This window comes from Bradyrhizobium sacchari (assembly GCF_002068095.1).
GTDB classification, from domain to species: Bacteria; Pseudomonadota; Alphaproteobacteria; order Rhizobiales; family Xanthobacteraceae; genus Bradyrhizobium; species Bradyrhizobium sacchari.
This window is the reverse complement of record NZ_LWIG01000032.1, coordinates 14,907-41,369: the sequence shown is the minus strand read 5'-3', so window position 1 is coordinate 41,369 and position 26,463 is coordinate 14,907. Positions and strand designations below refer to the sequence as shown.

General features: G+C 65.1%; 24 protein-coding genes. 11 read left to right on the top strand and 13 right to left on the bottom strand.

The window, feature by feature from the left end; genetic code table 11:
* From A5906_RS45185 to A5906_RS27780, 3 genes are all read left to right on the top strand, one after another.
* A partial coding sequence (locus tag A5906_RS45185; RefSeq protein WP_245326944.1) for a Spy/CpxP family protein refolding chaperone occupies positions 1-104 on the top strand: 104 nt, incomplete at its 5' end.
* Positions 105-190: 86 nt separating this feature from the next.
* The gene (locus A5906_RS27785) at positions 191-421 is read left to right on the top strand and encodes an AbrB/MazE/SpoVT family DNA-binding domain-containing protein (RefSeq protein ID WP_080138458.1); all 231 of its coding nucleotides are present in this window, start codon (positions 191-193) and stop codon (positions 419-421) included.
* Positions 418-831, top strand: coding sequence for a PIN domain-containing protein (locus A5906_RS27780; RefSeq protein WP_080138418.1), 414 nt, complete (start codon positions 418-420; stop codon positions 829-831). The genes A5906_RS27785 and A5906_RS27780 overlap by 4 nt, the downstream gene beginning before the upstream one ends.
* Before the next feature lie 2 nt (positions 832-833).
* On the opposite strand, the gene A5906_RS27775 is transcribed toward A5906_RS27780, so the two are convergent.
* From A5906_RS27775 to A5906_RS27765, 3 genes are all read right to left on the bottom strand, one after another.
* A complete protein-coding gene (locus A5906_RS27775) occupies positions 834-1,661 on the bottom strand; it encodes a hypothetical protein (RefSeq protein WP_245326943.1) in 828 nt (275 codons plus the stop codon).
* Between the two features lie 259 nt (positions 1,662-1,920).
* Complete coding sequence (locus A5906_RS27770; protein WP_080138416.1) at positions 1,921-4,368, bottom strand: adenylate/guanylate cyclase domain-containing protein; 2,448 nt, start codon at positions 4,366-4,368, stop codon at positions 1,921-1,923.
* A 217-nt stretch (positions 4,369-4,585) separates the two neighbouring features.
* Positions 4,586-6,676 carry an AsmA family protein gene (locus A5906_RS27765; protein WP_080138415.1) on the bottom strand — a complete coding sequence of 697 codons (2,091 nt, stop codon included), beginning with the start codon at positions 6,674-6,676 and terminating at the stop codon, positions 4,586-4,588.
* 234 nt (positions 6,677-6,910) lie between these two features.
* Between A5906_RS27765 and A5906_RS27760 the strand changes: the two genes are divergently transcribed.
* Positions 6,911-7,585, top strand: a complete 675-nt coding sequence (locus A5906_RS27760) for a Crp/Fnr family transcriptional regulator (protein ID WP_080138414.1) — start codon at positions 6,911-6,913, stop codon at positions 7,583-7,585.
* 200 nt (positions 7,586-7,785) lie between these two features.
* Here A5906_RS27760 and A5906_RS27755 read toward each other — a convergent pair whose 3' ends face one another.
* The 4 genes from A5906_RS27755 to A5906_RS27740 all read right to left on the bottom strand — a co-directional run bounded on the left by A5906_RS27755 (position 7,786) and on the right by A5906_RS27740 (position 14,381).
* The gene (locus A5906_RS27755) at positions 7,786-10,935 is read right to left on the bottom strand and encodes an efflux RND transporter permease subunit (protein WP_080138413.1); all 3,150 of its coding nucleotides are present in this window, start codon (positions 10,933-10,935) and stop codon (positions 7,786-7,788) included.
* The gene (locus tag A5906_RS27750) at positions 10,935-11,864 is read right to left on the bottom strand and encodes an efflux RND transporter periplasmic adaptor subunit (protein WP_080138412.1); all 930 of its coding nucleotides are present in this window, start codon (positions 11,862-11,864) and stop codon (positions 10,935-10,937) included. The genes A5906_RS27755 and A5906_RS27750 overlap by 1 nt, the downstream gene beginning before the upstream one ends.
* Before the next feature lie 157 nt (positions 11,865-12,021).
* Entirely contained in the window at positions 12,022-12,696 is a 675-nt protein-coding gene (locus A5906_RS27745; protein WP_080138411.1) for an OmpA family protein, read from the bottom strand.
* A 146-nt stretch (positions 12,697-12,842) separates the two neighbouring features.
* On the bottom strand, positions 12,843-14,381 hold the full coding sequence (locus A5906_RS27740) for a caspase family protein (RefSeq protein ID WP_080138410.1): 1,539 nt from the start codon (positions 14,379-14,381) through the stop codon (positions 12,843-12,845).
* 394 nt (positions 14,382-14,775) lie between these two features.
* On the opposite strand from A5906_RS27740, the gene A5906_RS27735 reads away from it, so the two are divergent.
* Positions 14,776-15,582: an N-acyl homoserine lactonase family protein gene (locus A5906_RS27735; protein ID WP_080138409.1), complete on the top strand. Its 807-nt coding sequence runs from the start codon at positions 14,776-14,778 to the stop codon at positions 15,580-15,582.
* Between the two features lie 119 nt (positions 15,583-15,701).
* On the opposite strand, the gene A5906_RS46025 is transcribed toward A5906_RS27735, so the two are convergent.
* From A5906_RS46025 to A5906_RS27725, 3 genes are all read right to left on the bottom strand, one after another.
* A complete protein-coding gene (locus A5906_RS46025; RefSeq protein WP_283807738.1) occupies positions 15,702-15,833 on the bottom strand; it encodes a hypothetical protein in 132 nt (43 codons plus the stop codon).
* A gap of 35 nt (positions 15,834-15,868) precedes the next feature.
* Positions 15,869-16,588 carry a class I SAM-dependent methyltransferase gene (locus A5906_RS27730; protein WP_080138457.1) on the bottom strand — a complete coding sequence of 240 codons (720 nt, stop codon included), beginning with the start codon at positions 16,586-16,588 and terminating at the stop codon, positions 15,869-15,871.
* Between the two features lie 85 nt (positions 16,589-16,673).
* Positions 16,674-17,216, bottom strand: a complete 543-nt coding sequence (locus A5906_RS27725) for a MarR family winged helix-turn-helix transcriptional regulator (RefSeq protein ID WP_080138408.1) — start codon at positions 17,214-17,216, stop codon at positions 16,674-16,676.
* A 108-nt stretch (positions 17,217-17,324) separates the two neighbouring features.
* On the opposite strand from A5906_RS27725, the gene A5906_RS27720 reads away from it, so the two are divergent.
* From A5906_RS27720 to fahA, 5 genes are all read left to right on the top strand, one after another.
* A complete protein-coding gene (locus A5906_RS27720) occupies positions 17,325-18,941 on the top strand; it encodes an FAD-dependent oxidoreductase (protein WP_080138407.1) in 1,617 nt (538 codons plus the stop codon).
* Positions 18,942-18,949: 8 nt separating this feature from the next.
* Entirely contained in the window at positions 18,950-19,174 is a 225-nt protein-coding gene (locus A5906_RS27715; protein WP_080138406.1) for a DUF2783 domain-containing protein, read from the top strand.
* Between the two features lie 18 nt (positions 19,175-19,192).
* Complete coding sequence (locus tag A5906_RS27710; protein WP_080138405.1) at positions 19,193-20,149, top strand: MBL fold metallo-hydrolase; 957 nt, start codon at positions 19,193-19,195, stop codon at positions 20,147-20,149.
* A gap of 2 nt (positions 20,150-20,151) precedes the next feature.
* Positions 20,152-21,498 (top strand): homogentisate 1,2-dioxygenase, encoded by a 1,347-nt coding sequence (gene hmgA, locus A5906_RS27705; RefSeq protein ID WP_080138404.1) that lies wholly within the window; start codon positions 20,152-20,154, stop codon positions 21,496-21,498.
* Positions 21,499-21,612: 114 nt separating this feature from the next.
* Positions 21,613-22,884, top strand: coding sequence for a fumarylacetoacetase (gene fahA / locus A5906_RS27695; RefSeq protein WP_080138402.1), 1,272 nt, complete (start codon positions 21,613-21,615; stop codon positions 22,882-22,884).
* Between the two features lie 119 nt (positions 22,885-23,003).
* On the opposite strand, the gene A5906_RS27690 is transcribed toward fahA, so the two are convergent.
* Positions 23,004-23,315 (bottom strand): DUF1272 domain-containing protein, encoded by a 312-nt coding sequence (locus A5906_RS27690; protein ID WP_080138401.1) that lies wholly within the window; start codon positions 23,313-23,315, stop codon positions 23,004-23,006.
* 72 nt (positions 23,316-23,387) lie between these two features.
* The gene (locus tag A5906_RS27685) at positions 23,388-23,867 is read right to left on the bottom strand and encodes an Lrp/AsnC family transcriptional regulator (protein ID WP_080138400.1); all 480 of its coding nucleotides are present in this window, start codon (positions 23,865-23,867) and stop codon (positions 23,388-23,390) included.
* 121 nt (positions 23,868-23,988) lie between these two features.
* Between A5906_RS27685 and hppD the strand changes: the two genes are divergently transcribed.
* Entirely contained in the window at positions 23,989-25,107 is a 1,119-nt protein-coding gene (gene hppD / locus A5906_RS27680) for a 4-hydroxyphenylpyruvate dioxygenase (protein WP_080138399.1), read from the top strand.
* Between the two features lie 112 nt (positions 25,108-25,219).
* On the opposite strand, the gene A5906_RS27675 is transcribed toward hppD, so the two are convergent.
* Positions 25,220-26,326, bottom strand: coding sequence for a CaiB/BaiF CoA transferase family protein (locus tag A5906_RS27675; RefSeq protein WP_080138398.1), 1,107 nt, complete (start codon positions 26,324-26,326; stop codon positions 25,220-25,222).
* Between the last annotated feature and the right edge of the window lie 137 nt (positions 26,327-26,463).

Below are 26,463 nucleotides of genomic sequence, written 5' to 3'. Positions count from 1 at the left end.
AGGCGGTGACCGGCGTCACCGATGCGCTCGACGATTTCGAGGCCGATCTGAGCGACGAGCAGAAGGCGGGCTTCGAGGCGATCGGGCCTAAGCGCGGGGCGTGAGGGGCGTCCAAGCCGGCGGTTACATCTTGAAACGGCATGATATCTAACTATGATATACATGAAAAATGTATATTGTGGAGGGTTCCGTGCTGGTTTCCAAATGGGGGAATAGCTTGGCGGTTCGCCTGCCCAAGGCTCTTGTTGAGGCACTGAAGCTTTCCCCCGGTGACGAGCTCAATGTGGTGGAGGCCTCCAAGGGCCGGCTCGCAGTGGAGAAGATCGACAAGCGCGCGGAATTTCTCAGGCAGGCGGAGCAATTCCAATTTCCCCTGCCCGAAGGCTACAAGTTCGACCGCGACGAGGCGAACGAGCGGTGAGCGCGTTCTTCGACAGCAATATCCTGATCTACGCCTATTCGACCGACGCAAGGCGCCAGCGGGCGCTGATTACGATCGCTGGCGGTGGTGCCATCAGCGCGCAGGTGCTGAACGAATTCACCAATGTGTTGCGGAAGAAGCAGAAGCAGGATTGGCCGGTCATCGAGGCAGCCCTGCAGTCTCTGCGTTTTCGTTTTCCCGACATCGTGCCGCTGACATCGGACACGCACGCTGCGGCCCTTGCGCTTGCCCGCGATCATACCCTCGCCTTCTATGATGCGCTGATCGTCGCCGCAGCGATCGAAGCCGGTTGCGACACGCTCTATAGCGAAGACCTCCAGCATGGCCGCAGTATTGGCGGGATCACAATCGTCAATCCGTTTCTAGGAGGTAGGCGAGGAGACCCATAGCCTCACCCGCACGCCCAGTCGAACTTCATGTCCTTGAAGTCGAGCTGCGCGTTGCCGCCGCCGAAATTGTAGCCGCCGAAATACTCCTCGAACTCGATGTAGAACGGGCTCATCTCCGGCACCGCCTGGCACGGCCGCATGGTGCCGCCGAGATGGTTGTGGGCGTGGTCCTTGCTCCAGTCGTGCAGGCGGAAATTGTCGCGGCCCGGTACGCCGCCGACATAGTAGTAATAGGGCTGATAGCCGGTCGGTGCGACGCGGCTCGTGTACTCGTCCTGCGGTCCTTTGCCGGCATTGGGATCGCTCGCGCGCGGCGATAACGCGATCGCGCGGGTTTCGGTGAGATCGGCGCGCGGTGCGCCGGCAAACATCTTCCTCGCGTAAGGCGCGGCAGCCTCGAAGAAGGCGCTGGCGCCGCCGACATCCAGCCAGCGCGGCCGGTCGGCCGTCGCCAGCGCGAGCGGCGCCGGCGGTGTCGCGAACGCGCCGTCATATTCGGCTTTGGTCAGCAGCAGCGCCGCATATTCGTAGTTGAGAATGTCGGTCATGCGCGACAGGCGCGGATGCGATGGTCCCGCCATCACGGCCTCGCGGATTTCCGGATCATCGGGCGCGCCGCCGTCATTGTGATCCGGCGCGGTGGCAAAGAACGACACAGCGACGATGTCCTCGCCATGCACGCGATAGTCCTCCGGCAGCCTCAAGGTAAAGCCGTGCATCAGCGGATAGCCCGTGACGGGATCGAGCGGCCATTGCTCGCTCGAGATGCCCGGCGGCAGCCCATAGACCCAGCCCTGGTCGCGCGCACGATCCGCGGGCCGGTCCAGCATCTGCAAATCATACGCACGCGAGGGCAAGGCAAGGGCCACAGCTCGTCTCCCACGAAATCCGCCTCGCCGTTGAGGCGATGGTTAGTCGCGGGGAGGCGCGATATGGTTCGTGGAAGGCGGGGGGGCATGCCATTCTGCCGGTGTTTTGCCCGACGTGTCAAAGCCTCTAGCAAGCCAGGCCTTGCATCCTTCCCTAAGGCACTGATCTTACAAGCCCCGTCTACTGTGCATGGGGTTGTTTTTGCACTTTTTGTTTCGGCTACCCGCGCCGGCGCACCGCCGACGCATCCACCACGTTCTCCACTTCCTCGCGCCAGCTCAAAATCTCCATCGCCAGCACCGGGTGATTGAAGCCCTTGAGCTGGAGATCGTCGAGCGCGCGCGCCTCGACCCAGGGCTCGACGATACCGTAGACGCGGCGGCTGACCACGATCTGGTTGGGTTTGGCCTCGCTGCAGAGGCGCGAGGCGAGGTTGGTGACGCTGCCGATCGCGGCATATTCCAGCCGCTGCTCGAAGCCGACCTGGCCGAGCGTGGCATAGCCGAGCGCGATGCCGATGCCGAATCCCAGGCTGTGGCCCCGGTTGCGCCAGCGCTCGGTCAGCGGGCCGATGGTGTCGCGCATCTCCACCGCCATCTTCACCGCGCGCTGGGTATGGTCTTCGAACTGGATCGGCGCGTTGAACAGGATCATCACGCCGTCGCCGGCATATTTGTCGAGCGTGCCCTCGTATTTGAAGATCAGCTTGCCGAGCGCGGCGTGATATTCGCGCAGCACGTTCATCGCCTCTTCCGGCTCGGTCGCTTCCGTGAACGCGGTGAAGCCGCGCAGGTCGCAGAACACGACCGTGACCTCGCGGCGCTGGCTCGTGAGCAGCCCCTCGGGGCTGTCGGAGGAGGCGATCAGCTGCGCGACCTGCGGCGCCAGGAAACGCTCGAGCTTGCGGATGCGCTCGATCTCGCCGAGCTGGGTCCTGACGCGCTCCTCCAGCGACTTGTTCCAGTCCTTGAGCTGCTCGGTCTGCACGCGCAGCTGGTCGGCCTGGGCGCGCACGGTCTCGTTGGCGGCCTCCAGCGCGTGGCTCTTGTGATCGACCTCGGTGAACAGCCGCGCGTTGCGCATCGCCAGCACCGCCTGGTTGGCGAAGGTGCGCATCAAGCCGATGAGGCTGCCGGCGAACTCGCCACTGGGGCGCCGCAGCACCACCAGCGCGCCGAGCGTGCCCTGCTGGTCGACCAGCGGCACCACCAGCACCGAGTGGAAGCCGGCCGCGATCGCGGCCTCGCGCAGCGGCTGCGCGGCCGCATGGTCGAGATCGGCAAGCGCGATCGGCTCGCCGCTTCTGGCGGCATCGCTCAGGATGTTGTCGCCTTCGTCGATGGTGACATGGGCGCCATCGGCCGATCTGTCGATGCCATTGGATTCGACCAGGTTGAAGCGGCGCGTCTCGGCGTCATAGCCGTAGATCAGCACCGCGTCGGCGTGGGTGATCTCGATCGCGCGCGCCGCAATCGTCGGCAGCACGGCGTTGAGATCGAGCGAGGAGGAGACCGCGCGGCCGACCTCTTCCAGCACCTTGAGCTCGTTGATCGACTGCGCGAGATCGCGGGTGCGCTCCTCGACCTTGGTCTCGAGGTTCGAATAGGTCTCCTGGAGCTGCGTCGCCATGCGGTTGAACTGACCGGCGAGGTCTTCGAGCTCGTCGGAGGTGTGCACGTCGATGCGGTGGCTGAAATCGCCTTCGCCGAGCTTGTGCGCGCCGTCGCGCAGCGCCGTGATCGGGATGATCATGCGGCGCGCGAGCAGCGTGCCGGCGAGGATCGCGACCAACAGCCCCATGCCGATCAGAAGCGCGATGCGGACGAGCTGGTCGCGGATCGGCGTCAGGGCCTGCGTGGTCGGCTGCTCGAATATCACGCTCCATCCGAGTTTCGGCACGGTGCTTGCGGCTGACAGCACCGCATGACCGTTGAAGTCGGTGCCTGACGTCTCGGGCTCGCGGCCGGACGAAATCGCGGCCGCCACCTGCGGCAGCTTCGACAAATCCTTGCCGACATCGGGGCCCCTCGAGGACGTCACCAGCACGCGGCCGCGCGGATCGACCACATAGGCGAAGGCGGCCTTGCCGACCTGGGCGTCGGACAGGAAGTCGGAGAGGAAGCCGAGGTCGATCTCGGCCACCGTGACGCCGGCGTTAAAGCCGGAATGCGCCACCGAGATCGACATGAATGGCGTCTGGTCGGAGAACCAGGCCGGCGCGTAGCTGACGCCGCGCGCGACGGTGTCGGTGAAGCGCATGTCGCGGGAGAGGTCGGCATTGCCGCCCGTCGTGGTGGACTGCCGCGAGACGCGCAGCACCTCGCGTCCGTCGCCATTGAGCTGGAACAGCTGGTTGACGACCGAGACCTGGTGCAGCAGCTGGGCGTAGTCGGCGCGGCGCTTCTCCAGCGTGTCCTGGCTCGCCCGCGTCACCCAGCTGATCTGGCGCTCGAGCTCGGAGATCGACTGCTCCATCCGCCGGGCCGCGGCCTGCGCCTTGTCCTCCAGCCCGCCGGTCAGCTGTGTCTTGGTGGCGCGGTAGGAGATCCAGGTCTCCATCGCGCCGTTGACGGCGAGCACGAACACGACGAGGCCGACGAGGGAGACGACGTATTTGGCGAACAGGCCCTCGCGCAGAAACCGTGTCTTGTCGTTCGCCCCTGCCATCCGGATCCTCTCGCGCCGCCATCGACGCCGGCGCTTCGGGCCGCGCGGGCCCCGGCGGCCTTTCTATCACAATTTGGGACAACGGACCGGTGGACCGGCCGGTGTGGTTACCCGTTGGGGACGCCGGGACAGGCGGAAGGGTGGTGAATTGTCGCAGCCTCATCTGTTCGGAGGAAGCCGCTGACGGGGAAGCCGAGGTAAGGGGATCGGCGTGACATCATCGATTGAAGAGCTGCCGCAGCACGTCATTCATCGGCTGGCTGTCCTGCTGCGCCACCGGCGGGTCCTCCTGAGCGGGGGACGCGGGCGAGGCCTGCGGCGCAGGGGTCGAGGGTGTTGCCGGCAGGCCGCGGCTGCGGCCGGTATTGGCTCCAGCTCCCGCACCGCTGGAGAGCCCCTGCTGGATCAAATTGCCGATTGCCTCGCCCAGGGGGCCGCCGAGCAGATTGTTCTGCCCCGGTTGCTGGGTTTGCGGATTCGTATTTCCAGTTGCATTGCCGCCACCCGGCGCGGTCGTGCCGCCAAGTCCAAGGTTACTGCCAAGGTTACTGCCGAGGCTGCCCAAAATGTTGCCAAGCCCGGCGCCATCGGGGCCGAACAGACCTTTGCCCATCTCGCGCAGCTTGGCATAGGCGGCATCGGGGTTGTCGAGCATGCCGGCCATGTCGGGGTAGATCTTCGGCTGCGACCAGCTGCCCTGGATCATCACGGGGATGCCGAAGCCGACCGGATCGGAGGTGCGGCCCTGGCCTTCGGTTGTCATCACCAGCTTGGGCTCGACGCGAAAGCCCATCATCTTGGTGTCGAGCGCGATGGTGCCGGCGCCGGTGACGCGCACCAGCGGCCCGATCAGGTTGAGATCGGTCGTCACGGCCTGTCCCTTGTCGATGCGGAAGGAGGCCGAGAGCTGCGACAGATCCGTGCTCTGCTCCTGATTGTTGTTCTGGCTGCCGTTCTGGCTGTCTTGCCAGCCGCTGAGCGTGCCCGTCGTCAGCGAGCGGATCATCTGCGCGACGTTGATGCCGCGGATCGCGCCGTCCTGGAAATTGACGAAGGCCGTGCCCTGCATGTTCGCCATCAGCGCGCGCTGGCTGGTGCCGGCGCTGCGCAGAGCGAGCTTGGCCTGCAGCTTGCCGTCGATCCGGTCGAATTCGGCGAGCCCCTGGAGCAGCGGCAGCGCGCGCACGCCGACGAGGTCGGAATGCATGGCAAAGCTCGGCGCGCCGGTGGTCGCATCCAGGATCACCTCGCCCGAGACCTGGCCGCCATAGGCGCCGAGATTGGCGGTGCCGGCCTTCAGCACGCCGCCGGCGAGCTTGGCATCGAGCGCCAGCGGAGCCAGGCGCGCATCGCCGATCACGGCCTCGTTCGCCGAGATCCGCAACTGCGCATCGACATAATTGAGTCCGGACACGTCGATCGGCGCATTGCTCCAAGGCTGTCCCGGCGCGCCGTCGGGCGTCTTCGCCAGCGGAATCGCGAGCCGCTGGAAGTCGAGATCGACCTTGACCAGAGGCTTGCTCGCGATGTCGACCGAAGCCCAGCCGTTGAAGGCGCCGTCCCCGAGCCGGCCGCTCACGCCGTTGATCATCACGACATCGCCGCTCAGCCGCATCTCGGCATGGCCGTTGAGCTGGGACTTCAACACGTCGGGCATGTCGATGGCGAAATCCACCGGAATGGTCGGCCGCTCGGCCGGCGGCATCGGCGCCGTCGCCTTGATGTCGAACTTGGTCGGGTGATCGCCGACGCGCGCGGTGCCGGTGATGTCGACCTTGCGGTCGCGGCCGACGACGGCGGCGGAGTTGATGGCGCTGATGCGGCCCTCGACGCGGTCGCGCAGGCGCGCGAATGCGACCTCGCCGTCGATCACCTTGATGCGATCGATGGTCGCCCCGGCCGTGTCGAGCGCGATCGGCTTCGACGTGGCGCCGGCATTGGGCAGGCGCTCGCGCAACAGCGGCTGGTAGAGCACGGGATGGGTGACGACGAGCTCGCTGATCGCAGGGGTGCCCGACCACACGCTGGAGAGCGACATGTCGGCCTGCACGCTGTCGACCGTCAGGCGCGTGATGCCGCTGCGGTCCTTGGGGTCCTGGAGGGTAAGGTCGTTGAGGGTGACGTTCAGCGTCGGCCACAGGCTGATCTTCGTGGTGCCGTCGATCGACAGGCGATAGCCGGTGGCGCTTTCGACGCGCGAGGCAATCGTCGAGGTCAGGAAGCCCGAGGGGATCCCGACCACGAGCAGAAGCGCGATCACGACGATGACGGCGGCGACCGCGGCGCCGGCGAATTTCACTGCTCTCATATCGACTTTCCAACGACGTACGAACGGCGCCGAAACCGGCCGCTCACCCGTCCCTTGTGCGTGAGTTTATCCCCGGACGGGAAGCCGCTCCAAGCGGTCAAAAATAGTCAGGGGGTGCTGCAAAGTTATGTGACTTATGACACACTTCTCCGGCGCGGTTTTACGCGATCCTGGTGCTGATGGTTCCAAGCGATTGCCGGCGACATTGACAAGCAAATTTACAAGGACGTTGAAATGAGCAAACAGGCCGAATTTGCGGTCATCCTGAAGATGAACCCGATGTTCGCCGATCTCGGCGCGGACGAGCTCCAGCGGCTGTCCCATCTGTGCCATACCCAACATCTGGCGAATGGCGAGGTGCTGTTCCAGAAGGGCGATGCCGGGGACGCGCTGTTCGGCGTGCGCCGCGGCCAGGTCCGCATCGAGACCGGCGCCTCCGACGGCAGCCGGCTGACGCTGAACTTCATGGGGCCGGGCGATCTGTTCGGCGAGGTCGCGGTGCTGGACGGCCAGAACCGTACGGCAGACGCAACAGCCGGCGAGGCCAGTGAACTGTTCGTGCTGCGGCGCGAAGACTTCCTCGGCTTCCTCGAGCGCGAGCCGAAGGTCGCGATCAAGATCATCGCGCTATTGTGCCAGCGCATCCGTTGGCAGAGCGAGCGCATGGAAGAGTCCATGCTGCAGCCGCTCCCGGTGCGCCTGGCGCGACGGCTCTGCGCGCTCGCCGCCGATTTCGGCTCGGAGGTGCATATCTCGCAGGAGCAGCTCGGCGTCTTCGTCGGCGCCGCCCGCGAGAGCGTCAACCGCCAGCTCCAGGCCTGGCGCAAGGAAGCCATCCTCGATCTCCAGCGCGGCCGGATATTGCTGCGGAACATGACCAAGCTGACGGCGATCGCGCGGAACGAGTGAAGTCGCTAGCTGCGCACGTCAATCGCGTCGGGGCGCGATAGCTCCTCAGAGGAGCCCCAACTGGAGACCCCCGCTTTGACGGCCTCCAGCGGTACGGCTTGACAGGTGCGCTTGAACGTTTCGTAGCGAAGACGATGTTCCGCAATGTCAGGCTCATGAGCGTCGCTTTGCAGGCACGTCCTGTGCTTCTGGCATCGCGACTACTCCGCCGCCGGGTGCACGATGCTCTTCGGCGCCGGCGGCGCCGCCGCTGGCGCGGCTCCGTGATGACCGTCCGTTTCCGCATCCTCGCTGTGCACGATCAGCCGCTTGCCAAACCGCCAGATCAGGGCGCCGAGATCGTCCATCACCATGAACATCGCGGGCACGAACACCAGCGACAGGATGGTCGAGAAGATCAGGCCGCCGATCACCGCGAGCGCCATCGGCGAGCGGAACTCGCCGCCGGCGCCGACCGCGAGCGCGCTTGGCATCATGCCGGCGGCCATCGCGATCGTGGTCATCACGATCGGGCGGGCGCGCTTCATACCGGCGTCGATCATCGCTTCCTCGCGCGGCTTGCCGTCGCGGATGGATTCGATGGCGAATTCCACCAGCATGATCGCGTTCTTGGTGACGATGCCCATCAGCATCAGGATGCCGATCCACACCGGCGTCGTGAGCTGCTTGCCGGTGATGAGCAGGGCGGCGATCGCGCCGCCGATCGAGAGCGGCAGCGAGAACAGGATGGTGATCGGCTGCAGGAAGGTGCCGAACAGCAACACCAGCACCGCATAGACCATCATCAGGCCCGCCGTGATCGCGGTGGCGAAGCCGTCGGACAGTTCGTTCAGGCTTTCAGCATCGCCGGAGGGTGAGACCTTCACGCTCTTCGGCAAGGTCTTCATCACGGGCAGATCGTAAATTTTCTTGGTGGCGTCGCCGAGCGCGGCGGAGCCGACGAGATCGGCGGCGACGGTCGCCTGCCGCTCGCGGTCGTAGCGGTTGATGCTGGTCGGGCCCTGGTCGAGCTTGACGTCGGCGATGACCGAGAGCGGCACGCCGCCCTTCTCGCCGTGCTCGCCGAGCGGCACGCGCAATTGCTCGAGCGTCTTCAGATTGCCGCGCGCGGCGTCCTCGAGCTGCACCCGGACCGGCACCAGGCGGTCGCCGACGTCGAACTTCGCGAGCGCCGGTCCGACGTCGCCGATGGTGGCGACGCGGATGGTCTGCGACAGGCTTTCGGTCGAGACGCCGAGGCGCGCGGCGAGATCGGCGCGCGGCTCGATGCGCAGCTCGGGCCGCTCCAGCGTGGTTTCCGAGATCACGTTGGAGATGGTCGGAATCCGCTTCATCTGCGTCGCGAGCTCGCTGGCGACGTTGTTGACGATGTTGGCGTCGACGCCGGTCACGACCAGCGAGATCGCGCGCAGGCCGTTCTCGTCGAGGAACCAGAAGCGGATGTCCGGGATGTTTTCCAGCTCCTGGCTGATCGAGAATTCCAGCTCGCGCTGCGTGATGTCGCGGTCGGCCTTGGGGGTATAGTTGATGATCAGGGCGGCGCGCCGGACTTCCTGGGTGCCGGGCGGGACGCGCCCGCCGTCCACGAAAATGCTCTTCACCTCCGGCCGCTTGCGCAGCCGCGCGACGATGTCCTCGGTAACCTTCTCGGTGTAGGCGAGCTGGGTGCCCGGCGGCAGCTCGAGCGCCAGCAGCGAACGCGCGCTGTCCTGCGCGGGCAGGAAGCCCTGCGGCAGCAGCGTGATGCTCCAGATCGAGGCCGCGAAGATGCCGAAGCCGATCAGCACCGTGATGAAATAGTGCTTCACCGACCAGGACACGATCCCATGATAGGACCGCAAGATGCGCCCGGGCGGTGGCTCCTCGTGATGGCCATGCTTGAGGAAGTAGGCGGCCAGCACCGGCGTCACGAAGCGCGCGGCGAGCAGCGAGAAGAACACCTGCACCGACACGGTTATGCCGAACTGCTTGAAGAACTGCCCGGCGATGCCCGACATGAAGCTCGCGGGTGCAAAGATCGCGATGATCGTGAGCGAGATCGCGATCACCGCGAGGCCGATCTCGTCCGCCGCTTCCAGCGCGGCACGGTAGGGCGATTTGCCCATGTTCATGTGCCGGACGATGTTCTCGATCTCGACGATGGCGTCGTCGACCAGAATACCCGTCGATAGCGTGATGGCGAGGAAGCTGACAAGGTTCAGCGAGAAGCCGAGCAGATCCATGGCCCAGAATGCCGGGAAGATCGACAGCGGCAGCGAGATCGCGGCGATGATGGTCGCGCGCAGGTCGCGCAGGAACAGCAGCACGATCACGACGGCGAGGATGGCGCCCTCAAACAGGGTGGAGATCGCCGCTTCGTAATTGCCGTTGGTGTATTCGACCGAGGTGTCGATCAGCTTGAGGTCGACGTCGGGATAAGCCGCCTTCAGCGCGTCGATGCGTTTTTGCACGGCGGCCGCGACCTTCACGTCGCTGGCGCCCTTGGAGCGCTTGATGCCGAGCGCGACCACCGGCTCGCCGTTGAAGCGGGCGAATGTGCGGCGGTCGGCGATGGTGTCGGTGACGGTGCCGAGATCGTCCAGCCGCACCTCGCCGCCGCCGAACAGCGGGACCATGGTGCCGGCGAGATCGCTCAGCGTCTTGGCGCCGGCGAGCGTGCGGATCGCCTGGTCGTTCTTGCCGATCTCGGCGCGGCCCCCGGCGACGTCGACATTGGTGCCGCGCAGGCTCTGGCTGACATTGACCGCGGTCAGCCCCATCGCCTGCAGGCGGTCGGGATCGAGCGAGACCAGGATCTCGCGCTCGACACCGCCGATGCGCTCGACCTGGGCGACGCCGCGCACGCCCTGCAGCGCGCGCTTGACCACGTCGTCGACGAAATAGGACAGCTGCTCCGGCGTCTTGCCGGGCGAGATCGCGGCATAGGTGACGATCGGCAGGCCGATCACGTCGACGCGCTGGATCAGCGGCTCGGTGACGTTCTGCGGCAGGTTCGAGCGCACGCGAGTCACCGCGTCCTTGACGTCGTTGAGCGCGCGGTCGGTGTTGGTCTCCAGCGCGAACTGGATGGTGGTCAGCGACAGGCCGTCGGTGATCGACGACGTGATGTGCCTGACGCCCTCGACGCCGGACACCGCGTCTTCGATGGTCTTGGTGACCTGGGATTCAAGCTCGGCCGGGGCCGCGCCGAATTGCGACACCGCGACCGAGATCACGGGGATGTCGGCCGAGGGCAGCCGCGTCACCGCGAGCTTCACGAACGAGGTCCAGCCGAGCACCAGCAGGATGATCGAAAAGACGACCGACGGCAGCGGGTGACGGATCGACCATGCCGAAATATTGAGAGCCATCAGCGTACCCGCGTGCGATCGAGTTCATCGGCGAACATGGTCTTGATCTGGTCGCCGTCATGCAGCGAAGAGCCGGCGTCGGCCACGACGATTTCGCCGACGTCGAGCCCTTCCAGGATTTCCGTCGCGGTGTCGGACGACAGTCCGACCCGCACCTTGCGCGTCTCGACAATGTTGCCTTTGACGACCTGCACGGTGAGATGGTCGATCGCGGTCTTGGGAACCGCGACGCCGCAGCTTCGCTTGGCGTCGATCGAGGCGCGCGCGAACACGCCGACCTTCAGCGAGGGATTGTTGGTGACGCTGATGCGGACGCGGCCGAGCTGCGTGGCGCGGTCGATCTCGGGTGCGACCAGCCGCACGCGTCCGATCAGATCGGGCGCATCGTCGCGGCTGATGCGCACGGTCGCGCCGGGGCTGAGCTTGGGCATGTGCACTGCCGGAACCTGGGCGTCGAGCTCGATCTCGTTGTTCACGGCAATGCGGAACATCGGGCCGGCCTGTGGGGAAGCGGGCGCGCCGACGATGGTACGCACCTCGGTGACGAGACCAGGCGCAGGCGCCTTCAGCGAGATAGGGCCTTGCGGGCCCGGCCGCTGCGGCTGGCCCGGGATCTGCGGCGGCGCGGTCAGGCGCGCCAGCTCCTGATTGTCGGTGACAAGAGTGCCTTCGGTGACGAAGAGGTCGGTGACCCGGGAGCCTTCCTGGTCGGCGACGACGACCGCCTCGCGGCGCGGCACGAAGAAACCGGTCACCCGTACCAGATCGGAGAAGCAGGCATTGGTCGACTTCGTCACGATAACGAGCGCCTCGCTCGGCGTCTCCTTCACCTCGGGACGACGCCGATGCTCGAACAGATAATAGCCGACGCCGAGAGCGACGACGAAGGCCACGGTTCCGGCTGGCTTGAGGTATTCGGAGAGGTTCATCGCCGGATCATCCTGGCCTGGCTCACGGCCATCCGTACGAGGTCCATGAAGAGCGTTTCCCTGAAATGAAGCAGCGTCCCGCACGGCTGCGGGACGCGCTTTGGAAGCGAGACTTTACACCACATCACGATTGGTCATTCAAAGGATTGCGTCGCGCCTATTTCGACGCAGTGGTCTTGTTTTCCATATTGACGACCTGCACGCGGCGGTTGACCTCGGCCATCGGCTGGCTCGGGTCCTTCAGCTTGCTCTTGCCGTAGCCGACGGTGACGAGATCGGTCGCGGCGATGCTGTACTTCTCGACCAGGTAGCGCTTGATCGAATCTGCGCGGCGCTCCGACAGGTCCTGGTTGTAGGCCTCGCTGCCAGCGGCGTCGGTGTGGCCGGCGACCACGAAGGTCGAGCCCTTGAGGTCGGGGCTGGTCAGCGCGCGGCCGAGCGCCTGCACGGAAGACATGGATTTGGCGCTGATATTGGCCGAGTTGTAGTCGAAGGTGATCTCGAGATCGATGTTCGGCTTGTCCTTGGCGGCAGAGGCGATCTCCTCGCGCTCGGTCGACGACAGCGAGCGCGTGGAGCGGCCGCGCACGGACTGGATCAGCTTGGTCTCGGCCGCATTCGGCGCGGGGTCGGCCTGCGGCGCGCCGATCGAGAGGCCGCGGGTCAACGGCTTCTTCGCCGGGGGCGCCAGCGCGCGCACGATCTCGTCCTCGGTGACGTTCTTGCTGTTGCCGTCATCGCCGGCGAATGCGGGGGCGGCCGGCAGCGACAGCGTCGCGCCGATGGCCATGATGGACAGAATCGCGGTCAGTCCCTTTGCAGCCAATCTCATAGCAAGTCCCTCCTGCGCCGCGAGCTCGCGCGGTTCCAAAATTCCTGCAATAGGCGGCCCGGGAAAGGCCGCCTGCGGCATCCGACCGTTAGTCTTCCGTGAGCCGCCAAGGTTCGAGGCGTCAGCTGCCTGAGCCCAAAAAAATGCTAGCGGACTCCGTAGCTTGCGAATTCCTGAACGATGTTCGGATCCATCGCCTTGGCGTTGGCAATGTCGAGGGCGCCTTCCTGGGCGGAGCCGTTACGCTGCTTGGCAAGGCCCCGTCCGTAGAGCGAGGAGGTCAGGCGCGGATTGATCCTCAGGGCCGCATCGAAATCGGCGATCGCGTTCTTGACCGCACCCGACTTCAGATTGACGAGGCCGCGGCTGTCCAGCGCATCGACGAAGTTCGGCCGCAGCCGCAACGCCTCGTTGCAATCCTTCAGCGCGCCCTGGAGGTCGCCAACCACGGTGCGCGTCCAGCAGCGGTTGTTCAGCGCCTCGACATCCTTCGAATTGATCCGGAGCGTGTCGTCGAAATCCTTGATGGCGAGGTTATAGGCGCCCTTGCTGGCATAGACCTGGCCGCGCCGGTACAGCGCGTTCACGTCATCCGGATTGGCGGCGAGCTTGGCCGTCAGGCCCTTGATGGTGGGATCTTCCGCGAGAGCCGCCGCGCTCGGCCCGCCATCCGCGTTCGGCGCGGGTGCGGGATCGGCCGGTTTCGCCGGCGGTGGCGGCGGGGGCAGGGCGGCCTCGACCTGCGGCTTCGGTGACGGAGCCGGAGCGGGCGCCGGTGGCGGCGCCGGCGCAGCAGCCGTGTCGGCCGGCTTCGAGGGCGCGGGCGGTGCCGGCGGTGACGGTGGCGTGGGCGGTGCCGGGGGCGGGTTGTTGGCGACCACGGGCGGCGCCGGCGGCGGTGCCGTGGTCGTTGTTGTCGGGCGCGACCCGGCGGCTCCCGGAATGAAGGAGAAATCCTCGGCCAGCGAGGAGGAGATCCACGGCACCTGCTCGCCGCGCGAGGCGCGGGTGACGCCCATCTTGGTGCGGTTCAGCGTCTCCTCGGCCATCAGGTCGGGGACGCGGATTTCCTTGAGCAGTTCCTGCACGAACAGGCTGTGCTCGCCGCCGGCGTCCGAGACCACCGAGGCCAGCGCCGCCGAATACATCACCAGCGTGCCGTTCGGCGCGATCACGGGCGTCAGGCCGGCCGAGAAGCTTCGGAACCGGCGTTCGAACGGGTTGCGCCGGGAGGCGTCGATCAGCGCGATCTTGACGCCGGCGCCGCGCGTGTTGAGTTCGCCGAGCACGGTCTCGAGGCTGAAACCGTCGCGGCGCACGTCGGATTCGGTCCAGATCTGCGCATCGACCGGCAGCATGTAGCTCTGGCGCGCCGACTGGATGCCGAAGCCGCTGAAGAACACCAGCGCCACCGAGCCGGGCTTGATCTTGCCATAGAGCTTGTCGAAGGCGCGGCGCATGCCGTCGCCGGTCAGATTCTCGCCGATCTCGACCGAGAAGCCGTCGCGCTTGAGCTCGTCGGCGATGTCGCGCGCATCGTTGAGGGGTTCCTTCAGCGGAGCATCCGCATCGGGATATTTAGCGTTGCCGATGACCAGCGCAAAGCGGTCGCCGGCCGCCAGGGATGGGGCAGTCGGGACGAGCGAAACGAGCAATGGGAGAAGGAAAAGGAAGCGAATTTTCATAATCAGCGCGGTCCAGCCAAAAAGGCGCCGTTCCAGCTTGCGCCGCGGCGACCTTAACTTACGCAAAGTGCATTATCAAACCGGGGGAGGGGGGCGTCAACCGCTTGGAGATTCGGCATTATCGCGACGAATGACCGCAACGCATGGGTGCGCCGGTATCGGCATGAACGGGCTGTCATCTTTGTGCTCGACGCGACCTGATTGGGCATTGCAGCTTCCGTGCTGGAGCCGTGTTAGGGGGGACTCATTAGGAGACTCATGGCGACGAAAATGTGATTGGTCTCACATTGCAGGCTTGCCGCCATTGCAACCTCAGGAGTTTGACCTTTGTGGCGGACGATGGCTTGGTGCGTCCGCTCGTTCAGGTCCCCTTACAAAAAAGCAAAGAAGAGCCATGGGAAACGTCTACGAAATCTACGCCCTGCGCTACGCGACGATGTCGCCGCGCACCCCCAGCATGAACTTCCTGGCGCCCGACCCGCATGACAGCGCGGCGCAGGACCTCGACTATTTCGTCTGGCTGATCCGAGGGCATGGCCGCGAGATCCTGGTCGATACCGGTTTCAATGCCGAGGAGGCGAGCGCGCGGGCGCGCAAGCTGACGCTCAACCCGGTCGATGCGCTCGAGCGCTTTGGCGTTGCGGCCTCAAGCATCCGCGACGTCATCGTGACGCATCTGCATTACGACCACGCCGGCAATCTCGATCGCTTCCCGAATGCGCGCTTCCATCTCCAGGAGCGCGAGATGGCCTACGCGACGGGGCGCTGCATGTGCAACGGCCTGCTGCGCCATCCGTTCTCGGTCGAGCACGTGACGCAGATGGTGCGCCATGTCTATGGCGAGCGCGTCACCTTTTATTCGGGCGACGGCGAGGTCGCGCCCGGCGTCACCGTGCATCGTGTCGGCGGCCATTCCGACGGCCTGCAGGTGGTCAAGGTCGAGACCGCGCGCGGCGCCGTGGTGCTGGCCTCCGACGCCGCGCACTATTACGCCAATCTGCAGCGCCGCAGCCCGTTCCCGATCGTCTACAATGTCGGCGACATGGCGCAAGGCTGGGAGACGATCGAGCGCCTCGCCGGCCACCCTGACAGGTTCATCCCCGGCCACGATCCGATCGTGACGGAGATCTATCCGCGCGCCAGCGACAAGGTCGATGCCTGGGCGCTGCATCTGCCGCCGACGCGATCGTTTGCGAAGTGACGCGATAGCGTCATTCCGGGGCGCGCGCAGCGCGAACCCGGAATCCATTTATCGACATAACCGGTGAGGCGATGGATTCCGGGCTCGCCGCTTTGCGGCGCCCCGGAATGACAACGGGGCTAATGCGCCTGCTTGGCGTCGGGCTCTTCGCTGGTCTGGATCAAATCGAGGCACGCTTCGATCTCGCCGAGCAGGGCCGAGAGCGCCAGGGTCTCAATCGGCAATTCCGGTCTGGCCCTTTCTCCGGACACGTCAGTCTCCGGAGACGGGCGACTGGCGTGAGGTGTCAACGAGCGCCGGCAGGATTCCTGCAAGCAACGATATCGCGGGGAGATTTTCGAGCCGCTGCATCTGGCGGAGAGAAAACCGCCAAATATCCTCCGTCACCTGCGAGCTTATGTGTGGCGACCTCGCGATAGCCGACGGCGGTCAATTCGCAACGCAAGAGCTCAATTGGCGTGCCATGCTTCGACGTCGGAAGCTCGAGATCGACAATTCCGACCCGCGCACCCGGCTTCAAGGCGGGTGCGAGGTTGTAGAGGAAGGCATAGGGTTGGGCTATCTCGTGATACATGTGCACGAGGATTGCGGCATCCAGCGAGGAAGCGGGTAGACGCGGGTCGTGTGGTTCGCCGAGAGCGAATTGCACGTTCGTCAACTTCAGACGTTGTGTTCGCCTCGCGAGTTCGATGAGGTAATCCCGCGTGACGTCCTCGGCAACGACAGAGCCGGCGGGTGCGACGAGGTGCGAGAGCCTGACCGTGTGGTAGCCATCGCCTGCTCCAATGTCGCCGACTGTCATGCCTGGTTTCAGTTCAAGAACACGTGCGATTTGACCGGCCTCATCGAGGGCGTCGCGACGCTCTTCGGCGGCGCGACGTGGGCTGACGATCCGCGCAACAGGACGCTGTGGTGAAGGAAACTCGTTTGCCGCGACGCCGGGGGGAGCCAAATAACCTATGTCAGCGGCGTATGCGCGAGTCGCGATAAGCGCCGCAAGGAGCATCGCTATATAAGCCAGTGCCGTCACGGGCCTACCAAGCTTTCTTAACCGGCCCCCGAAATGCCGACGTCCACGCCTCTATGAGTCCCTAATACGCCTGTTTCGCATCCGCCTCTTCACTGGTCTGGATCAGATCGAGGCTCGCTTCGATCTTGCCGAGCAGGGCCGAGAGCTGCTTGCGCTCCTGCGCGGAGAGGCAGGCAAGGATCTCGTCCTCACGCCGCAGCAATTGCGGGAACAGCTCTTCATAGAGCGCGCGTCCCTTGTTCGTCAGTTGCAGGCGGAATTCGCGGCGGTCGGCTTCGTTCTCGACGCGCTCGATCAGTTGCTCATTGAGCAGCGTGGTCACCGCCCGGCTGATGGTGGATTTGTGCGTGCGGGTGCACTGCGAGATGTACTGCGCGCTGCAGGCATCATTGCGGAAGCCGAGCGTGGCGATGACGCGCCAGGCCGGAATGTCGAGACCGTGGCGCTCCTGATATTCGACCGCGAGCGCGGAACTCACCTCCGCCGCCAGCCGGTTGAGGCGGAACGGCACAAACTTGAACAGGTCAAGCCGCGTCTTCGGTCGCGGAGAAGTCTCGCTCGCCTCTTGTCCCTTCAGCGCGATGTCGCTGGATGTCCTCGCCAAGGCTCGCTCCGAATTCCAGTTGACGGCCGGCCGGCTCCGGTCCAAAATAGTTGCACGTGAGACTATCTAGCAGATCAGTCCTGTTCTGACCAGAGCCGAGGTTAGTGTATGGCGGGCGCCAATACGCATCAGGCCAAAACCCAGTTCGGCTATCGCCGTCATCCCGATCAGGATCGCGCCGGGCCAAGGCCCGCGGAACATCCGGTCGTGATCGTCGGCGCGGGCCCTGTCGGGCTGTCGCTGGCGATTGATCTTGCCCAGCGCGGCCAGCGCGTTGTCCTTCTGGATGATGCCGACCGCATCGGCGAAGGCTCGCGCGCGATCTGCTTCTCGAAGCGTTCGCTGGAATATTGGGACCGGCTCGGCGTCGGCGACCGCATGGTCGACAAGGGCGTGGTGTGGAGCGTCGGGCGAATCTTTCACGGCGAGTGCCAGCTCTACCAGTTCAACCTCCTGCCGGAAGACGGCCACAAGCGGCCGGCCTTCATCAACCTCCAGCAATATTACGCCGAGGCCTATCTGGTCGATCGCATCAACGAACTGCCCGGGATCGACCTGCGGTGGCGCAACAAGGTGACGGCGCTCGAGCAGCGCAACGATTCCGCGCTGCTAACGATCGAAACGCCGGAGGGCGCCTATCGCCTGACCGCGCAATATGTCATCGCCTGCGACGGTGCGCGGTCCTCGCTGCGGCAGATGGTCGGCGCTGAATTCGCGGGTCAGGTGTTCGAGGATCAGTTCCTGATCGCCGACGTCAAGATGACCGCGGAATTTCCGACCGAGCGCTGGTTCTGGTTCGATCCGCCGTTCCATGCCGGACGTTCGGCGCTGCTGCACCGACAGCCCGACGACGTCTGGCGCATCGACCTCCAGCTCAATCGCTATGCCGATCCTGTGGTCGAGAAGAAGCCCGAAAACGTGCGGCCGCGGATCGCGCGCATGCTCGGCCACGACAAGTTCGAGTTCGAGTGGATCTCGCTCTACAAATTCCAGTGCCGCCGGATGGATCGCTTCATCCATGGCCGCGTGATCTTCGCCGGCGACTCCGCGCATCAGGTCTCGCCCTTCGGCGCGCGCGGCGCCAATTCCGGCCTCGAGGACGCCGAGAACCTGTCCTGGAAGCTCGACCGTGTGCTGCGCGGCACCTCGCCCGCAAGCCTGCTGGAGAGCTATCACGTGGAACGCAGCATGGCGGCCGACGAGAACATCCGCGAATCGACGCGCTCGACCGACTTCATGGCGCCGAACTCGCATCAGGAGGCGCGGCTGCGCAAGGCGGTGCTGTCGCTGGCCAAGGAGACCGAGTTCGGCAAGCGCATGGTCAATGGCGGCCGGCTCTCGGTGCCGTGCAGCTATGATACGCCGCTGTCGTCACCCGATGCGGACGCGTGGGCCGGTGGTCCCCGTCCCGGCTGTTCCATGCTCGACGCCCCCGTCGCCGATCAGGCCTATCTGACGGACGCCTTCCGCAAGGGGGGAATGGACTTCGCCTTGCTGTCGTTCAGCAATGGCGTCGCGATCGATGCGCCTGACGGTGTCAGGGATATCCGCATCGGCGGCGCCGGCGGACTTGCCGATCCCCTGGGCCTCGTGGCGAAGCGCTATGACGCCGAGCCGGGGACGACTTACCTGCTCAGGCCCGACGGCTATGTCGCCGCGCGCTTCCGCCATCCGACGCGCGAGTCGGTTGCGGCCGCGCTGTCGCGGGCTCAAGGCTTCAATTGAGGTTTCGCATGCCGCTCTCCACCAGCTCCAACTTCGCGCGCCCCGACGATGCCTTCCGCGCCATCGTCGAGGCGCATCGCGGTCTCACGGAGGAGCAGAGCGCCGATTTCGACGCGGCGCTGGTGCTGATCCTCGCCAACCATATCGGGGACATCGAAGTCCTGCGGGAAGCGATCGGGCTCGCCAGGCGCCGCATGATCGACGGCCAGCAGCAACAACAGCAACAGCAATAAACCTGTAAGGACCAACTGATGGCGAAGAATTTCGCATCCACCGGCGATCTCTCCGAGAAGACAATCACCTTCTCCGAGATCGGCCCCGATCTCTATGCCTTCACCGCCGAGGGCGATCCGAACACGGCCGTGATCGTCGGCGACGACGGCTGCCTCGTGTTCGACGCGCAGGCAACGCCGGCGATGGCGAACAAGGTGATCGACCGCGTACGCGCGGTCACCGACAAGCCGATCAAATATGTCGTGCTGTCGCACTATCACGCCGTGCGCGTGCTCGGGGCCTCCGCCTACAAGGCGCAGGGCATCGTCGCCTCGCAGGAGACCTATCGTCTGATCGAAGAGCGCGGCAAGCAGGATTGGGATTCCGAATACGGCCGCTTCCCGCGCCTGTTCCAGGATGCGCAGAGCATTCCCGGCCTGACCTGGCCGACGCTGACCTTCGAAGGCGAGATGTCGATCTATCTGGGAAAACGCGAGGTGCGCCTGATGCAGCTCGGCGCAGGCCACACCTCCGGCGACATCGTCGCCTGGGTGCCTGATGCCGAAGTCATGTTCTCGGGCGACCTCATCGAATACCACTCGGCCTGCTATTGCGGCGATGCGCATCTGCGCGAATGGCCGATGACGCTGAACGAAATCCGCAACTTCAATCCCAAGGCGATCGCGCCGGGGCGCGGCGATGCGCTCAAGGGCACCGCCACCGTGCGCGAAGCCATCGCGATGACGCGCGATTTCGTCACCTCGCTCTATGGCGCCGCCGAAATCTCGGTCGCGAAGGGCCGCAGCTTAAAGGAATCGATGGCGGCGACGCGCGAGGTGATGGATCCGAAATTCCACAGCTTCGCCATCTACGAGCACTGCCTGCCGTTCAACGTGTCGCGCGCCTATGATGAAGCGTCGGGAATCGACGATCCCGTGATCTGGACCGACAAGCGCGACCAGGAAATGTGGGCCGCCCTGCAAGGAGGAGGATAATCATGAACATCAATACCTCGCCTGATCAGATCGTTCGAAGCTCGGCCCAGGTGACGCCGGGCTATATGTCCGGCTTCGGCAACAGTTTCGAAACCGAGGCGCTGCCGGGCGCGCTGCCGATCGGGCGCAATTCGCCGCAACGCTGCGCCTACGGGCTCTATGCCGAGCAGCTCTCAGGCTCGCCCTTCACCGCGCCGCGCGGCACCAATGAGCGCTCCTGGCTCTATCGCATCCGTCCATCGGTGAAGCATTCCGGTCGCTTCGAGAAGGTCGATGCCGGGTTGTGGCGCTCGGCGCCGTGCCACGAATACGATCTGCCGATCGCGCAGCTGCGCTGGGACCCGACGCCGCTTCCGAAGGAGGAGGTCACCTTCCTTCAGGGCGTGCAGACCATGACGACGGCCGGTGACGTCAATACGCAGGCCGGCATGGCCGCGCATGTCTACCTCATCACCAAGTCGATGGTGGACCAGCATTTCTACAATGCCGACGGCGAGCTGATGTTCGTGCTGCAGCAGGGCAATCTTCGCCTCGTCACCGAGTTCGGTCGCATCGATGCCGAGCCCGGCGAGATCGTGGTGATCCCGCGCGGCGTCAAGTTCCGGGTCGAGATTCCGAATGGTCCCGCACGCGGCTATCTCTGCGAAAACTACGGCGGCGCCTTCACGCTGCCGGAGCGCGGCCCGATCGGCGCCAACTGCCTCGCTAATGCGCGCGACTTCCTCACGCCGGTCGCGAACTATGAGGACAAGGACACGCCCACCGAGCTGTTCGTGAAGTGGGGCGGCTCGCTGTTCAAGACCGCGTTGCCGCATTCGCCGATCGACGTCGTCGCATGGCACGGCAATTACGCGCCGTACAAATACGATCTGCGCACCTTCTCGCCGGTCGGTGCGATCGGCTTCGATCATCCCGATCCCTCGATCTTCACGGTGCTGACCTCGCCGTCGGAGACCGCCGGCACGGCGAATATCGACTTCGTCATCTTCCCCGAGCGCTGGATGGTGGCCGACAACACCTTCCGCCCGCCCTGGTATCACATGAACATCATGAGCGAGTTCATGGGCCTGATCTACGGCGTCTACGACGCCAAGCCGCAGGGCTTCGTCCCTGGCGGCATCTCCTTGCACAATTGCATGCTGCCGCATGGCCCCGACCGCGACGCCTTCGAGCACGCCAGCAATGGCGAATTGAAGCCGGTGAAGCTGACCGGCACCATGGCCTTCATGTTCGAGACCCGCTACCCGCAGCGCGTCACCGCGCACGCCGCGAAGTCCTCGACGCTTCAGGACGACTACGCGGATTGCTGGAAGGGCCTGGAGAAGCGGTTCGATCCGAGCCGGCCGTAGTTTGCTCTATCGTCATTCCGGGGCGATGCGGAGCATCGGACCCGGAATCTCGAGATTCCGGGTCTGGTCCTTCGGACCATCCCGGAATGACGGCAAGAATCATTGGAGACTTGTGTGCCCCACCCCAACGACCCCAGCCTCCGTTCCTTCATCGACGTCGATCCTGCCTCAGACTTCCCGATCCAGAACCTGCCCTATGGCGTGTTCTCGACCGCGGCCAATCCGACGCCGCGGGTCGGTGTGGCGATTGGCAATTACGTGCTCGATCTCTGGGAGCTCGAGCAAGATTCCCGGCTCGATGTCGGCCCGCTCGGCGTGTTCTCCGGGCCCTCGCTCAATCCGTTCATGGCGCTGGGGCCAAAGGTCTGGACCAAGACGCGGGCGCGGATCAGCGAGCTGCTGCGGCACGATCATCCTGAGCTGCGCGACAATGAGGAGCTGCGCAGGCAGGCGCTGGTGCCGATACAGGACGCAAGGCTGCACCTGCCGTTCGCGGTCTCCGGCTACACCGACTTCTATTCGTCGAAGGAGCACGCCACCAATGTCGGCGTGATGTTCCGCGGCAAGGACAATGCGCTGCAGCCAAACTGGCTGCACATGCCGATCGCCTATAACGGCCGCGCCTCCACCGTCGTGGTCTCCGGCACCAGGGTGAAGCGGCCGCGCGGGCAGCTCAAGCCGCCGAATGTCGAGCTGCCGAGCTTTGCGCCGTGCAAGCGGCTCGATTTCGAGCTGGAGGTGGGCGTCGTGATCGGCCAGCCGTCGCCGATGGGCGGCATGCTGAGCGAGAGCGAGGCCGAGGAGATGATCTTCGGCTTCGTGCTGCTCAACGACTGGAGCGCGCGCGACATTCAGCAATGGGAATATGTGCCGCTCGGCCCGTTCCTCGCAAAGGCGTTCGCGACCTCGATCAGCCCGTGGGTGGTGACGCGCGAGGCGCTGGAGCCGTTCCGTCTGAAGGGACCGGAGCAGGAGCCGGTGCCGCTCGACTATTTGAAGCAGACGAGGCCGCAGAACTACGATGTCGAGCTCGACGTGTCCTTGCGCGCTGCGGGCGCCAGCGCGCCCGCCAGCATCAGCCGCACCAATTTCAAGTACATGTACTGGTCCTCGGTGCAGCAATTGATGCACCACGCCTCATCGGGCTGCGCCATGAATGTCGGCGATCTCTTAGGCAGCGGCACCATCTCCGGCCCCGAGAAGAACCAGCGCGGCAGCCTGCTCGAGATCAGCTGGAACGGCACCGAGCCGGTCGAGCTGCCCGGCGGCGCCAGGCGTTCGTTCCTCGAGGACGGCGACAGCCTCGTGATGCGCGGCTGGTGCCAGGGCAACGGCTATCGCGTCGGCTTCGGCGAGGTCGAGGGGACGATTTTGGCGTCGGAGTAGCCTCGGTCCCTGCCACAAACACCGTCATTGCGAGCGCAGCGAAGCAATCCAGAATCTCTCCACGGCGGCAGTCTGGATTGCTTCGTCGCAAGGGCTCCTCGCAATGACGTGGAGAGAGCCTACCGCCTCTCCGGCGGCACGTCGCGCACCCTCGCGCAATGCGCCGCGACGTCCTCCATGCTGTACTTCAAATGCACCCGCTTGTCCGAGGGCACTTGTTTGGTAGTGCACGCCCCCGGCCGCCATTCCTGCGTCGGCCTGATCGGGCGCGGGGCAAAGCCGCCGCCGCAGTTCGGGCAGACGTTGAAGAGTTTTGTCTCGACGCAGTCCGCACAGAACGTGCATTCGTACGAGCAAATCCGCGCATTCGTCGCGTCAGGCGGCAGGTCGCAGTCGCAATATTCGCAGTTCGGTCGAAGCTGTAGGGCCATGGCTCGATCTCCCGGATTGACTGGATCATCGCAGACCGCGCCCACAGCGCGAATGCCGTAGTTCCCTGGATTTCAGCCAGCCTTCAAATCCCTCAGCGGCAGCTTCGCGCTTTCCTTGAGACGGTCGAGCACGATCGAGGAGCGCACATGCGCCACGCTCTGATGCGGCATCAGCACGTCGTTGACGAGGTTTGAGAGGCCCTTGAGATCGCGCAGCACGGCCTTGAGCACGTAGTCGGCATCGCCCGTCAGCGAATACGCCTCCTGGATCTCGTCGATCCGGTTCACCAGCGCGCGGAAGCGTTTTGAGTTGTCCGGCGAGTGCGTCGCAAGCCCGACCTGGATGAAGGCGATCACGCCGAAGCCGAGCGCCTCGCTGGAGAGATCGGCGTGATAGCCCGAGATCACCTTCTCCTCCTCCAGCCGCATCCGCCGCCGCGAGCATTGCGAGGCCGAGAGCCCTGCGAGCTCGGCAAGCTCCTGGTTGGTGAGCCGACCGTCGTCCTGCAGTGCGGTCAGGATCTTGAGGTCGAAGGCGTCCACGGAGATCATGCGTGTTTTCTCCTTTTTATGCACGGATCGTGCATACGATAGCCAAATCACGTCCCGTTTGCACGCTCCTTGCGCTCCAGATGAAGGATAGTTCCTCCCGGCAGCCATTTGGGAGAGCAGCATGGGTCCGTTTCCGCACGATGCACCGCCGGCCACGATCAGCGCCGATAATCCGATGGGCACTGACGGCTTCGAGTTCGTCGAATATGCGCATCCCGATCCGGGCGAGCTGCACGCGCTGTTCAGGCTGATGGGCTATGCGCCCGTCGCGCGCCACAGGACGAAGAAAATCACGGTCTATCGCCAGGGCGACATCAACTATCTCGTCAACGAGGAGCCCGGCACTCACGGCTATGAGTTCGTCGCCGCCCACGGCCCCTGCGCGCCGTCGATGGCGTTTCGCGTCGTCGATGCCAAGGCGGCCTATGACCGCGCCATCGCGCTTGGCGCCGAACCCGCCGACGTGTCATCGGCGCAGAAGACGCTCGACGTGCCCGCGATCAAGGGCATCGGCGGCAGCCTGCTCTATCTCGTCGACCGCTACGGCGCCAAGGGCTCGGCCTATGATGCGGAGTTCGAATGGCTGGGCGCGCGCGATCCGCGGCCGGTCGGTGCCGGCCTGTTCTATCTCGACCACCTCACCCACAACGTCCATCGCGGCCGCATGGATGTCTGGGCCGGCTTCTACGAGAAGCTGTTCAACTTCCGCCAGATCCGCTTCTTCGACATCGAGGGCCGCGCCTCCGGCCTGTTCTCGCGCGCGTTGACCAGCCCGGACGGCAAGATCCGGATTCCGATCAACGAGGACGCCGGCGATTCCGGCCAGATCGAGGAATATCTGAAGACCTATCGCGGCGAGGGCATCCAGCACATCGCCTGCGGCTGCCGCGACATCCACGGCACGATCGAAGGCCTGCGCGCGGCCGGCCTGCCCTTCATGCCGTCACCGCCCGACACCTATTTCGAGAAGATCGACGCGCGCCTGCCCAAGCACGGCGAGGATGTCCCTCGCTTGCAGAGGAACGGCATCCTGATCGACGGCGAAGGCGTCGTTGACGGCGGCCAGACCAAGGTGCTGTTGCAGATCTTTTCGGCCAACGCGATCGGCCCGATCTTCTTCGAGTTCATCCAGCGCAAGGGCGACGACGGCTTTGGCGAGGGCAATTTCAAAGCCCTGTTCGAATCGATCGAGGAGGATCAGATCCGGCGCGGGGTGCTGAAGGTGGGGAACGCGGCGTAGGGCGGCGTTGTTGCCTGGATTGCCGCCTCAGAACAGCTGTCGTCCCGGATCGGCGCGCGCTTCTGGCGCGCTTGTCAGGGACGACGAGGAAATTGGTGCGGCAGCGGAGATTCTATCTCTTCCACGCCTTCGTCACCGCTGCGATCTCCGCCGCCTCCGGCTCGCGCACGGCCGACGGCGTGCGCGAGAAGCGCGGCGCCGGGGCCGGCTGCTTCACGCCGTGACGCTCGACGAAGACGTTGCGGGCGACCATGTGCGGATGTTGTGTCGCTTCCGACATGGTCAGCACCGGCGCGAAGCAGATGTCGGTGCCTTCCATGATCTTGCACCAGTCCTCGCGCGTCTTGCTCTTGAACACCGCCTTCAGCTTCTCCTTCAGCGCCGGCCAGGCCTTGCGGTCCATCTGCGCGTCGAAATCCGCATCGTTAAGGCCCGCATGCTCGCGCAGCAGCGCGTAGAATTGCGGCTCGATCGAGCCGATCGAGACGAAATGGCCGCAAGCGCATTCATAGACGCCGTAGAAATGCGCGCCGCCGTCGAGGAAGTTCTGGTCGCGACCCTCGGTCCAGCGTCCCAGCGTGGTCATGTCGAAGAAGAACGACATCAGCGAGGCCGCGCCGTCGCACATCGCGGCGTCGACCACCTGGCCCTTGCCGGACCTCGAGGCTTCCAGCAATGCCGCGAGCACGCCGACGACGAGATAGAGCGCGCCGCCGCCGAAATCACCGACGAGATTGAGCGGCGGCACCGGCGCTTCCTTCGTGCCGATCGCGGCGAGCGCGCCGGTGATGGAGATGTAGTTGATGTCGTGGCCGGCGGCGTTCGCAAGCGGGCCTTCCTGGCCCCAGCCGGTCATGCGGCCGTAGACGAGCTTTGGGTTGCGCGCGAGCACGACGTCCGGCCCGAGCCCGAGCCGCTCCATCACGCCGGGACGAAAGCCTTCCACGAGCGCGTCGGCGTTGGCGAGCAGATCGAGCACCTCTGCGATCGCCGCCTTGTCCTTGAGGTCGAGCTCGATCACCTTGCGGCCGCGGCCGGCCACAGACTTCATGCTCTTCTTCGCACCGATCCGGTCGAGCGTGACGACGTCGGCACCCATGTCGGCCAGCATCATGCAGGCGAACGGGCCGGGCCCGATGCCGGCGAATTCGACGATACGGAAGCCCGCGAGCGGGCCGGAGGTCCGGACGGACGAGGTGGGGGCTGATTTATCGAGCACGTTGTTGTTTCCTCGGGTCGCGGGCAGGTGCCGGTGATCCGGCAAACGCCTCACGTTGCTGCCTTACGTCGCACTTGGGGCGAGTTAATCGGCTGATTAACTTTTCTCGCCTTCCCGCCAGCGAGGCAAGCGGTTTT

Coding starts and splice junctions, on each gene's coding strand:
- A5906_RS27775 (WP_245326943.1), bottom strand. CDS start 1,661: ATGCTGGACCGGCCCGCGGATCGTGCGCGCGACCAGGGCTGGGTCTAT.
- A5906_RS27770 (WP_080138416.1), bottom strand. CDS start 4,368: ATGGCAGGGGCGAACGACAAGACACGGTTTCTGCGCGAGGGCCTGTTC.
- A5906_RS27765 (WP_080138415.1), bottom strand. CDS start 6,676: ATGAGAGCAGTGAAATTCGCCGGCGCCGCGGTCGCCGCCGTCATCGTC.
- A5906_RS27760 (WP_080138414.1), top strand. CDS start 6,911: ATGAGCAAACAGGCCGAATTTGCGGTCATCCTGAAGATGAACCCGATG.
- A5906_RS27755 (WP_080138413.1), bottom strand. CDS start 10,935: ATGGCTCTCAATATTTCGGCATGGTCGATCCGTCACCCGCTGCCGTCG.
- A5906_RS27750 (WP_080138412.1), bottom strand. CDS start 11,864: ATGAACCTCTCCGAATACCTCAAGCCAGCCGGAACCGTGGCCTTCGTC.
- A5906_RS27745 (WP_080138411.1), bottom strand. CDS start 12,696: ATGAGATTGGCTGCAAAGGGACTGACCGCGATTCTGTCCATCATGGCC.
- A5906_RS27740 (WP_080138410.1), bottom strand. CDS start 14,381: ATGAAAATTCGCTTCCTTTTCCTTCTCCCATTGCTCGTTTCGCTCGTC.
- A5906_RS27735 (WP_080138409.1), top strand. CDS start 14,776: ATGGGAAACGTCTACGAAATCTACGCCCTGCGCTACGCGACGATGTCG.
- A5906_RS27730 (WP_080138457.1), bottom strand. CDS start 16,588: ATGCTCCTTGCGGCGCTTATCGCGACTCGCGCATACGCCGCTGACATA.
- A5906_RS27720 (WP_080138407.1), top strand. CDS start 17,325: ATGGCGGGCGCCAATACGCATCAGGCCAAAACCCAGTTCGGCTATCGC.
- A5906_RS27715 (WP_080138406.1), top strand. CDS start 18,950: ATGCCGCTCTCCACCAGCTCCAACTTCGCGCGCCCCGACGATGCCTTC.
- A5906_RS27710 (WP_080138405.1), top strand. CDS start 19,193: ATGGCGAAGAATTTCGCATCCACCGGCGATCTCTCCGAGAAGACAATC.
- hmgA (WP_080138404.1), top strand. CDS start 20,152: ATGAACATCAATACCTCGCCTGATCAGATCGTTCGAAGCTCGGCCCAG.
- A5906_RS27690 (WP_080138401.1), bottom strand. CDS start 23,315: ATGGCCCTACAGCTTCGACCGAACTGCGAATATTGCGACTGCGACCTG.
- A5906_RS27685 (WP_080138400.1), bottom strand. CDS start 23,867: ATGATCTCCGTGGACGCCTTCGACCTCAAGATCCTGACCGCACTGCAG.
- hppD (WP_080138399.1), top strand. CDS start 23,989: ATGGGTCCGTTTCCGCACGATGCACCGCCGGCCACGATCAGCGCCGAT.